General features: G+C 74.0%; 9 protein-coding genes. 5 read left to right on the top strand and 4 right to left on the bottom strand.

The features are described from left to right. The coding region (locus AB0424_RS20275; protein WP_366307262.1) for a DUF4139 domain-containing protein at positions 1–1,274 on the bottom strand (1,274 nt) is incomplete at its 3' end. 114 nt (positions 1,275–1,388) lie between these two features. Between AB0424_RS20275 and AB0424_RS20270 the strand changes: the two genes are divergently transcribed. From AB0424_RS20270 to AB0424_RS20255, 4 genes are all read left to right on the top strand, one after another. Next, positions 1,389–2,648 carry an alpha/beta fold hydrolase gene (locus tag AB0424_RS20270; RefSeq protein ID WP_366307260.1) on the top strand — a complete coding sequence of 420 codons (1,260 nt, stop codon included), beginning with the start codon at positions 1,389–1,391 and terminating at the stop codon, positions 2,646–2,648. Positions 2,649–2,658: 10 nt separating this feature from the next. Further along, positions 2,659–3,291, top strand: a complete 633-nt coding sequence (locus tag AB0424_RS20265; protein WP_366307258.1) for an MBL fold metallo-hydrolase — start codon at positions 2,659–2,661, stop codon at positions 3,289–3,291. 80 nt (positions 3,292–3,371) lie between these two features. Further along, positions 3,372–4,151 (top strand): exodeoxyribonuclease III, encoded by a 780-nt coding sequence (locus AB0424_RS20260; protein WP_366307256.1) that lies wholly within the window; start codon positions 3,372–3,374, stop codon positions 4,149–4,151. A gap of 79 nt (positions 4,152–4,230) precedes the next feature. Continuing rightward, entirely contained in the window at positions 4,231–4,674 is a 444-nt protein-coding gene (locus AB0424_RS20255) for a DUF6278 family protein (RefSeq protein ID WP_366307254.1), read from the top strand. 257 nt (positions 4,675–4,931) lie between these two features. On the opposite strand, the gene AB0424_RS20250 is transcribed toward AB0424_RS20255, so the two are convergent. Then, entirely contained in the window at positions 4,932–6,488 is a 1,557-nt protein-coding gene (locus AB0424_RS20250; protein ID WP_366307252.1) for a CocE/NonD family hydrolase, read from the bottom strand. A 90-nt stretch (positions 6,489–6,578) separates the two neighbouring features. Then, positions 6,579–7,835, bottom strand: a complete 1,257-nt coding sequence (locus AB0424_RS20245; protein ID WP_366307250.1) for a hypothetical protein — start codon at positions 7,833–7,835, stop codon at positions 6,579–6,581. Positions 7,836–7,968: 133 nt separating this feature from the next. On the opposite strand from AB0424_RS20245, the gene AB0424_RS20240 reads away from it, so the two are divergent. Next, entirely contained in the window at positions 7,969–9,210 is a 1,242-nt protein-coding gene (locus AB0424_RS20240) for a cytochrome P450 (RefSeq protein ID WP_366307248.1), read from the top strand. On the opposite strand, the gene AB0424_RS20235 is transcribed toward AB0424_RS20240, so the two are convergent. Then, positions 9,176–9,907, bottom strand: a complete 732-nt coding sequence (locus AB0424_RS20235; protein WP_366307246.1) for a hypothetical protein — start codon at positions 9,905–9,907, stop codon at positions 9,176–9,178. The genes AB0424_RS20240 and AB0424_RS20235 overlap by 35 nt on opposite strands. Positions 9,908–9,911: the final 4 nt, after the last annotated feature.

The raw sequence follows: 9,911 nt of genomic DNA, 5'->3' as shown, positions 1-9,911 counted from the left end.
CTTCCGCGCCGGATATTCCGTCGTGGCTGGCGCTGTCGGCACGTGCGCAGACCAGCCTCGGGAAGGCCCCGACCCCTATCGCGGCGAAGTTCCCGCGCGGCCGCGGCGGGAGCCGAGGGCACCAGGCCGGCCGGGGGCCCCGCGAACCCCTGCGGAGCGCCGTAGCCGCCGCCGGGCGCCTGCGGCATCGGCGGGGCGGCCCTCCGCGCGCGGGCCGCGGGCGCCGGCGGGGGCACGGGGGGCGGAGCGGCCGCGCCCGCCGCGACGGGCGCCGGCGCGCCCCAGTCGTCGTCGGCCGCGGCGGCCCCGGCGACCGCGCCGCCGGGCCCGAAGGCCGTGGCCGGGCGGGGGCCTGCCGCGTCGTACCCGGCGAACAGGTCCGCGAGGCCGGCCGGAGGCTCACGCCAGCCGGACGGCGCGGGGGCGGCCTGACGGCGGCCGAGCCGGACCGAACGGAGCCGGGGCAGGTCCGTGCGGCGCCGCAGGTCCGCGGTGGAGAAGGCGATGCGCACCCCCGTCCAGTCCTCGTCGGTCCGCTGGGCGACCGACGCCCGCAGCAACAGCCGTCCGCTGCCGTCACCCTGGTGGTGCGTCAGCCGGTAGGTGGGCACCCAGACGGCGCCCGGCACCCCGTACTCCAGCTCCACGCGCACGTGCGTCGCGGCGTCCTCCACACCGTCCAGCGTCAGGACCGCGCAGACCTCCGTCCGCACGTGCGCCGCCGGCGCGTCGGTGGAGGCGCGGGCGAGACGCTCGGCGGCGACGGTCAGGGCGTGCTCGGCCTCGCGCAGCTCCTCCTCCAGCTCCGCCAGGCGCGCGTGCAGCCCCGTCAGCCGCTCGTCCACGAAGTCCGCGAGCTCCAGCCACGCCTCGACGGGGCTCCGCCGGTGCGGGTCCTCACGCTTCCGGCCGGGCGCCACCGGATGGAGTCCCTCGATCTCCTTCACGAGCCCCAGCTGTCGGTCGCGCCGGGCCTCCACCGCCTCGCGCGCGTCCCGCAGCCGCTCCACCTCCCGCCCGAGGCCCTCGGCCGCGCCCGGGGCGACCGGCGCCGCGTCGACCTTGACCCGTGCCTCGGTGACCCGTACTCCCGGGGTGTCCAGCACCCGCGCCCGCAGCGACCCGGGGTCCAGCGACCGCGGCAGCCCCGTCACGACCACCCGGCCGCCGGGAGACACCGTCCCCCGCGCCAGCCGGCGGCAGAGCGCGCCCCGCGCGTACACCACCACCGCGTCCAGAGCCGATTCCCACCGCTCCTCGGACCCACCCGTCATGTGCTCCGCCCCCCTTGGCATCACGCTGCCCGCAGCCTACGCCGAGCCGCGTCGCGGCGTGGCCCGCTCGACCCCCTGCCCCCGCGCCCGGCACGGATGTGGGAGCGTGGGCGGGTGAGTGAGACACCGACGAACACCCTGCAATACCGCGTCGACGGGCGCGACGACGCCCCGGTCCTTGTCATGGGGCCCTCACTGGGGACGACATGGCACATGTGGGACCGGCAGATACCCGAGCTGACCAGGGAATGGAGAGTCGTCCGGTTCGATCTGCCGGGGCACGGCGGTGCGCCCGCGCAGCCGTTCACGTCGGTCGCCGAGCTGGGGGACCGGCTGCTCGCCACGCTCGACGAGCTGGGGGTGCAGCGGTTCGGGTACGCGGGGTGTTCGCTGGGCGGGGCCGTCGGACTGGACCTGGCGCTGCGGGCGCCGCACCGGGTGGCGTCGCTGGCGCTGGTCGCCACGTCACCCCGGTTCGGGACCGCCGACGAGTTCCGGCAGCGCGGGGTGATCGTCCGGGCGAACGGCCTGGAGCCGATGGCCAGGGCCGCGCCCGAGCAGTGGTTCACGCCGCTGTTCGCCGGTGCGCAGCCCGCGATCGTCGACTGGGCCGTGCAGATGGTCCGGACGACCGACCCCGCCTGCTACATCTCCGCCTGCGAGGCCCTCGCCGTCTTCGACGTCCGCGAGGCCCTGGGCAGCATCGGCATCCCGGCGCTCGTGCTCGTCGGCTCGGAGGACCGGGTCACCGGCCCCGCCGAGGCCCGCACCCTGGTCGCCGGCATCGCCGACGCGCGCCTCGCGGTGGTCCCGGGCGCCTCGCACCTGGCCCCCGTCGAGCAGCCCGCCGCCGTCACCGACCTGCTGGCCGAGCACTTCACCGGGGCCGCGCAGGAGTCCAGCGGGACCCTGGCCGTGCCGCCGGTCCCCGCCGCCCCCGTGCCCGCCGCCGAGCCCTCGCCGGCGGTGCCGGAGGCCGAGCCCGCCCCGGCCGGACGGCCCGACCCGTACGAGAAGGGGCTCGGGCTGCGTCGTGAGGTCCTCGGCGACGCCCATGTCGACCAGGCGCTCGCGACGGACCCCGACGGCGCCTTCCAGGAGCTCGTCACCCGCTACGCGTGGGGCGAGGTCTGGGGCCGCGAGGGGCTGGACCGGCGCACCCGCAGCGCCGTCACCCTCACCGCGCTGATCGCCGGGGGGCACCGGGAGGCGCTCGCCGACCACACCCGGGCCGCCCTGCGCAACGGCCTGTCGACCGAGGAGATCCGCGAGATCGTCCTCCACGCGGGCGTGTACTGCGGCCTGCCGGCCGCCGAGACCGCCCTGCGGGTGGTCACCCGCGTCGTCGAGGAGGAGACCACGCCCCCGGCGTAGCCTGGACGGCGTGAAGCTGACGAAGAAGTCCCACGCGTGCGTACGGCTGGAGAAGGACGGGCGGACGCTCGTCCTCGACCCGGGCATGTTCACCGAGGAGGACGCGGTCCGCGGCGCGGACGCCGTGTTCGTCACCCACGAGCACCCGGACCACTTCGACGAGGGCCGGCTGCGCGCCCTCCTCGAAGCCGACGCGGCCGTCGAGGTCTGGACGCTCCGCAGCGTCGCGGAGCAGCTCTCGGCGGCCTTCCCCGGACGCGTCCACACCGTCGGGCACGGCGACGCCTTCACGGCCGCCGGGTTCGACGTCCAGGTCCACGGCGAGCTGCACGCGGTGATCCACCCGGACATCCCCCGCATCACCAACGTGGGCTTCCTCGTCGACGGCGCCGTCTTCCACCCCGGCGACGCGCTCACCGTCCCCGACCACCCCGTGGACACCCTGCTGCTGCCCGTCATGGCCCCCTGGAACAAGATCTCCGAGGTCATCGACTACGTCCGCGAGGTCAAGCCGCGCCGGGCGTACGACATCCACGACGCGCTGCTCACCGACCTCGCCCGGCCCATCTACGACCGCCAGATCGGCGCGCTCGGCGGCACCGACCACCTGCGTCTGGCACCGGGCGGCTCCGCCGACGTCTGATCGCCGGGCGGGGGGTCCGGGGGAGCGGTCCCGGGCGGCGCACCGGCCGACTGTCACACCCCGCCAGTAGGCTTGCGGGCATGCGCATCGCCACCTGGAACGTCAATTCGATCACCGCCCGGCTGCCCCGGCTCCTGGCCTGGCTGGAGAGCACCGGCACGGACGTGCTGTGCATCCAGGAGACCAAGTGCACCGCCGAGCAGTTCCCCACCGAGGAGCTCCGCGCCCTGGGGTACGAGTCGGCGGTCAACGCCACGGGCCGGTGGAACGGCGTGGCCCTGGTCTCCCGGGTCGGTCTCGCCGACGTCGTGACCGGCCTGCCCGGCGGCCCGGAGTACGAGGGCGCCGAGGAGCCCCGGGCGATCTCCGCGACCTGCGGCCCGGTCCGCGTCTGGTCGGTCTACGTGCCGAACGGCCGCGAGATCGCCCACGACCACTACGCGTACAAGCTGCGCTGGCTGGAGGCGCTCAAGGCCGCCGTCGCGGACGACGCGGCGGGCGGGCGCCCCTTCGCCGTCCTCGGGGACTACAACATCGCCCCGACCGACGACGACGTCTGGGACCGGTCGCTCTTCGAGGGCGCCACCCACGTGACGGAGCCGGAGCGGGCCGCGCTGGCCGGTCTGCGGGAGACCGGTCTGACCGACGTCGTCCCGCGCCCCCTGAAGTACGACCACCCCTTCACGTACTGGGACTACCGCCAGCTCTGCTTCCCGAAGAACAAGGGCATGCGCATCGACCTGGTCTACGGCAACAAGCCCTTCGCCGAGGCCGTCTCGGACAGCTACGTGGACCGCGAGGAGCGCAAGGGCAAGGGCGCGTCGGACCACGCCCCGGTCGTCGTCGACCTCGACGTCTGACCGCCGCCCCGCCCGGCGGCGGAGATCGTTTCCGCGCGCCGGGTGGTCGAGCGGCAGGTGGCGGTGCGACGCTGTTCGGATGAACATCCCGTTTCTGGACAACTGGCGCAAGCGACATGAGGCCGAGCCGACCGACTCCCCCCTGGCCGCGGCGTTCGACCGCGACCCGGAGGGAGTGGCCGAGCTGCTCTCCGAGTGCGAGCTGCTCCGTGCCCGTGTCGGGACGGCCGGGGTGGTGCTCGACGACACCCCGCGCTCCCTCCAGGAGCTCGACCAGCTGCCACCGCGCTGGCGGAACGATCCGGAGGAGCTCCCCTGGATCGGCAACGACGCCGGGCTCTACCTCGGCACCGTCGTCGTCCGGAACGTCCCGGGCGCGCGATGGCAGGTGTGGCCGGGCGGCGGACCGGTGGTGCGCCTCGCCTCCGGCCGCGAGATCCAGGTCGTCGAGGCCGGGCTCGACTGGGCGATGACGGGCTCGCCGGAGCTCTCCCAGGTGTACGCCGAGGCCGCCGAGTGCTGACCCGGGACCCGGCCCGCGCCACCCCCCTGCAGTAAATACGGCTTATTCCGGTTCCATGCGTGTCGAACCTGAAGTCCCTTTCCTCCGTGGAACGTTTGCGCTGACCGCGACACCGCCGACAAGGGGGCAGGGCAGCGCATGGCCGTCGCTCCGGCCGAACCGGGAACGCTGCTGCCGGGAACGCAGTAGCCGGTGTGGGGCCCTGCCCGCCCGGCAGCAGCCGGTGTGGGCCCTGCCCGCCCGGCAGCAGCCGGTGATCACTCCTGCCGCAGAGGCACCGACACGTACGACGGGTCGGCCGCCGGGGAGGAGAAGGTCAGCTGCGCGCCGGTCGGGTTGTGCTCGATGTACAGCGGGTCGACGGTGTCGACGACCAGGGCGAGCCGGTGCCCGGCGGGCACGTCGTACGCCGTGGAGAACAGCTCCAGGTCGACGGCGAACGGCTGCCCCGGGGTGCGGTCGTGGAAGGTGTACGGGGCGTTGCTCACGAGTTTGCCGAGCCCGAGCGGGCCGACGTCGTAGAGGTAGGCGACGAGGGTGCCGCTCTCCTTCGTGGAGGTCACCGTGGTGTGCACCGTCGCCGTGCCGCGCACCCGCTGCGCGGTGTCGTACCGCTCGGACTGCCAGACGCCGGCGAAGGCGCGGGGGAGCAGCGGGACGGACACGACGGGCGGGGTGCGGAGGAACTGGTCCAGGGCGTTGGTGAGCAGGGTGATGCCGCCGTTGGCGCCGGAGTCGACGTTCGCCAGGATGCGCTTCGTGCCGTCGAGGCCGAACTTCCGCTGGTCCGCGTTGACCGACTTCCAGTCGGGGTAGCCCTCGTAGCCGCCGGTGGAGCGGGACTTGAGCTGAACGGGCTGCTCTTGGTCGACGCCGTTGTCGGCGCCCTTGAGGTAGCGGTCGAACCAGCGGTGGGCGCTGGTCCAGGTGTCGTTGGGGAGCCCGAACAGGCCGGTCGCCTCGGCGGTGGCGTGGTCGCCGGGGCGGAACTCCAGGCGCTTGGGGCCGGTGAGCTTCTCGTAGAAGCTCGCGTACTGGTTGGGCGGGAAGATCGTGTCGCCCCAGGCGTTGCCGAGCATGATCGCGGCGCCGTTGGCGTTGATCCGGTCCAGGTACGCGGCGGGGGACCGGGTCCGTCCCCAGGCGATCATCTCGTCCTCCTTGTCGAGGTTCGACGAGAGGAAGTCGCCCAGGATCTCCTTGAGTTCGGGCCCGGGGCGGCCCGTGAGGTAGCCGGCGCCACCGAGCAGCGCGGCGGCCTGGAGGTGCTGGGTGCGTCCGCTGTAGATGGACTCGATCAGGTCCGCCCAGCCGCTCAGCGCGGCGACGGCCTTGATCCGCGGGTCGTGCGCGGCGGCGAGCAGGCTGATGCCGGCGCCGTAGCTGACCCCCGCCATGCCGATGTGTTCCGGGTCCGAGGGGGTGTTCGCCAGCGCCCAGTCGATGACCTTCGACGCGTCGGCGACGTCCTTCGGTCCCGCGGTCTCGATCTCCCCGCCGGACTGCCAGAAGCCGCGGGAGTTGTAACTCACCACCACATAGCCGGAGTCGGCGAGTTGCTGTGCCTGCGCCAGGTACTCGATCTGCGGCATCGCCCAGCTGGTGGGCAGCACGATCAGCGGGTGGGCGCCGCCTCCGGCGGGGGTGACGACGTTCGCCTTGAGGACGGTGCCGCCGTCGCCGGCGATGTCGACGAACCGGACGCCGCTCCTTCCGGCGGTGACGGCCTCCGCGGCCTGCGCGCCGGGCGCGAGTCCGAGCGCCGTCCCGGCCGCGAGGGCGGCCGAGACGGCGAGGACCAGGGATGTACGCACGGGTCACTCCTCACTGGGGCACTGATGGGGGGCAGTGAAAGTGACCCGACGGTAACCGGCCAGGCTTACCCGTGGTAACCGGTCGGTATGTTACGCACGAGTAACGATTGGGTGAGGCGCGCGGAGGGCCGTCGCCTCCGCCAGGTCCGCGTGGGCGTCCCCGTACCGCCCGGCGGCGGCGAGGAACATCGAGCGGTCGGTCAGGGACCGGGCGAGGGCGCCGGGGTCGGCGGTGAGGAGGCGCGCCAGAGCCACCCCCTCGTCGAAGAGGGGGCGGAGCGACTCCTCCAGTCCCGGGTGCCGGGGCCCGTCGTCCCAGCGCGCGGCGGACCGCGCGGTCAGGCGGCGGTGGGCGGACAGGGCCTCCCGCGTCCGGCCCGCCTCGGCGAGCCGCGTCGCCTCCGTCCGCAGGGCGGGAATCGCGGCGAAGTACGCGCCCCGGGTGTCGGGCGACCACTGGAGGCGGTCGGCCCCGAAGGGCGGCAGCGGCGCGTCCCGGGACGCCGCGGGCTCCTCCGCCCGGCACGACAGGGCGAGCAGGACCACCCAGGAGGAGCCGGAGCCGCGGGTCGTGATCTCGCCCGCCTCCCCCAGGCGCGCGAGCACCGCGAGAGCCTCCCGCCGATCGGCCTCGGCCTCCTCCGGGCGCCCGGCGGCGTCCAGCGTCCCCGAACGGTGCGTCAGCTCCCACACCAGCCGGGCCGCGGTGCACGATCCGTCCTCGGCCCCCTTCCGCGTGGCGTCCACGGAGCCCTCCAGCGCGACCGCCGCCTCACCGTGCCGCCCGGCCGCCTCCAGCTCCGCCGCCCACCGGACCGCGTCCTCGAAGTCGACCGCAGGCGACCCGGCGGCGGCGCCCCGCCCCAGGATCTCCGCCGCCTCCGCGTGGCGGCCCTCCTCCGCCAGCACGTCGGCCAGCCGTCCGTGCGCGTGGACCGGACTGTGCACCTGCCCGCGCTCGAAGGCGATCCGTCCGGCCTCGGCCATCTCCTCGCACACCGCCAGCCCTTCGGCCCGCCGTCCGCCGGCGAACAGTGCGCGCTGGTGGAACCACAGGGCGCCGCAGAGCGCCTGCAGCCGGTTCGGTTCGTCGGCGCCGATCCGTCGGGCGGCATCCACCGCCTCGGCCGTCAGCTCCAGTTCGCGTTCCGGGCGGCCCGCGCGCGCCACCTCGCAGCCGAGCGAGGTCAAGGCGTCCGCCAGCTTCGGGAGATACGCCGCCGGGCTCACCCGCGACAGCACCCGATACGCCTCGACCTGCTCCGCCGGGCTCAGCCGGTCGGATCCGAGCAGCATCGTCCGCGCCCTCAGCACCGCATCATGATCGACGTTCTCGGAGTGATTCATGACGGAGATTCTGAGGGCCGGGCACGGCACCGGACCAGGCTCCCGAAGTGTGCGATCGGTCCTACGAAAAACGCCCCTGACCTGTCATGATGGTGATGTCTTGACCCCTGGGGCACTTCTGTCGGGAGGCACGGTGGGGGACGCGAACGGCACACCGGACGTCTTCGACCCCCGGCTCTACGCGGCCGGTGTCCCGCACGACCGCTTCCGCGCACTCCGCGACCGCGCCCCCGTCGCGCGCCAGGCGGAACCCGAGATCCTGGGCTGGCCCGCCGGGCCCGGCTTCTGGGCCGTCACCCGGCACGCCGACGTGGTGCGGGTGCTGAAGGACTCGGAGACGTACTCCTCCCACCTCGGAGCCACCCAGATCCGCGACCCCGACCCGGCCGACCTGCCCTTCATCCGACGCATGATGCTCAATCAGGATCCGCCGGAGCATGGTCGGTTGCGACGGCTCGTGAGCCGGGCGTTCACTCCGGGGCGTATCGAACGGTTCACCGTGACGGCGCGGGAGAGGGCCCACGGACTCCTCGCGGAGGCGGTCGCGAGCGGCGGCGAGGTGGACCTCGTCGGGACCGTCACCGACGACTACGCGCTCCTCAACCTCACCGACCTGCTCGGGGTGCCCGCGAGCGACCGCGGGCTGCTGCACGCCTGGACCGAGCGGGTCATCGCCTACCAGGACCCCGACGAGCCGCCCGTCCTCGACGCCGGGGGCCGGCCCGTGAACCCCCGGTCGCCCGCCATGCTCGCCGAGATGTTCGGCTACGCCCAGGAGCTCGCCGCGTACAAGCGGTCGCATCCCGCCGACGACGTCATGACCTCGCTGGCCACCTCCGAACTCGCCGACGGGGAACTGGAGATGTTCTTCTTCCTGCTGACCGTCGCCGGAAACGACACGGTCCGCAGCGCCGCTCCGGGCGGCCTCCTCGCACTCGCCGAGCACCCCGGCGAGCAGCGGAGGCTGTGGAACGGCGAGGTGCCCATGGAGACGGCGGTCGACGAACTCCTGCGCGTGCACCCGCCAGTGCTGTCCTTCCGCCGCACGGCGAGCCGCGACACCGAACTGGCGGGGCAGCACGTCCGCGCGGGCGAGAAGGTCGTCGTCTTCCACGCCTCCGCCAACCACGACGAACGCGTCTTCGCCGCGCCGCACCGCCTCGACCTGGGCCGGACGCCGAACCCGCACGTCTCCTTCGGCGACGGCCCGCACGTCTGCCTCGGCGCCCACTTCGCCCGGCTCCAGCTCCGGGTGCTGTACGAGGAGGCGCGCGCGGCCTGCGGAGGCGTGGTCCTCGCCGGGCCGCCCCGCAGGCTCGTGTCGAACTTCGTCAACGGGATCAAGTCGCTGCCGGTGCGGCTGCGGGAGCCGTGAGGGCGAGCCGCGTGACGTCGGCGACGAGCTCCACCACGTCGGGGCCGTACGCCTGGGTGTTGACCACCTTCAGGAGCAGGACGAACGAGCCCGAGCGGTGGGCGCGGGCCAGCGTCCTGTGGTGGCGAGCCAGATAGCGGGTCGCCGCCTGGTTGGTGATGGCCCGCTGCCCGCAGAAGAGGAAGACCGGCCGACCGCCCTCGCCGGCGGTCAGCCGGGCGAGTATCACGTACTCCGTGACCCCCTTGTCCATCGGGTAGCTGTCGGTGCCGACCGTGATCGACCCCTGGGTCTCGGAGGGTTGGACGTCCACGTTCATCGTCACGCCGGGGAGCAGGGTCGCGAGATGGGCGGCCATGCGCCGGTTGGAGTAGGGGCCGCCGACACAGAACTCGGTGCGGTCGCCGAAGCCCTGGTGGGCCACGTCGTGCGCCAGGATGCGGGCCTGTGCGCCGCAGTCCTTGATGAGGGCGGAGAGTTCGAGCATCGCGAACACGTCGAAGCGGTGCACGACGTTGTCGCCGCCCGCCTCCCGGTTCACCACGAGCAGGCACTCCGAGCCGCCGGGCAGGCCGAAGAACGCCTGCTTGCGGCGGAGCCCCCGCCTCCAGAGGTAGGTGCGGGACAGCCACCCGAGGGAGGCGCTGACCCCGGTCGCCAGGACTCCGAGCACGATGTTCCGCACGTCTTCGTTCATGGGC

Origin of the sequence: Streptomyces sp. NPDC051180 (assembly GCF_040689545.1) — a bacterium.
Lineage (GTDB): Bacteria > Actinomycetota > Actinomycetes > Streptomycetales > Streptomycetaceae > Streptomyces.
This window is presented reverse-complemented; position numbering and strand designations above follow the sequence as displayed.

Bases quoted from the DNA above. Each gene is read 5' to 3' on its own strand.
- AB0424_RS20260 (WP_366307256.1), top strand. From the start codon at position 3,372: ATGCGCATCGCCACCTGGAACGTCAATTCGATCACCGCCCGGCTGCCC.
- AB0424_RS20255 (WP_366307254.1), top strand. From the start codon at position 4,231: ATGAACATCCCGTTTCTGGACAACTGGCGCAAGCGACATGAGGCCGAG.
- AB0424_RS20245 (WP_366307250.1), bottom strand. From the start codon at position 7,835: ATGAATCACTCCGAGAACGTCGATCATGATGCGGTGCTGAGGGCGCGG.
- AB0424_RS20235 (WP_366307246.1), bottom strand. From the start codon at position 9,907: ATGAACGAAGACGTGCGGAACATCGTGCTCGGAGTCCTGGCGACCGGG.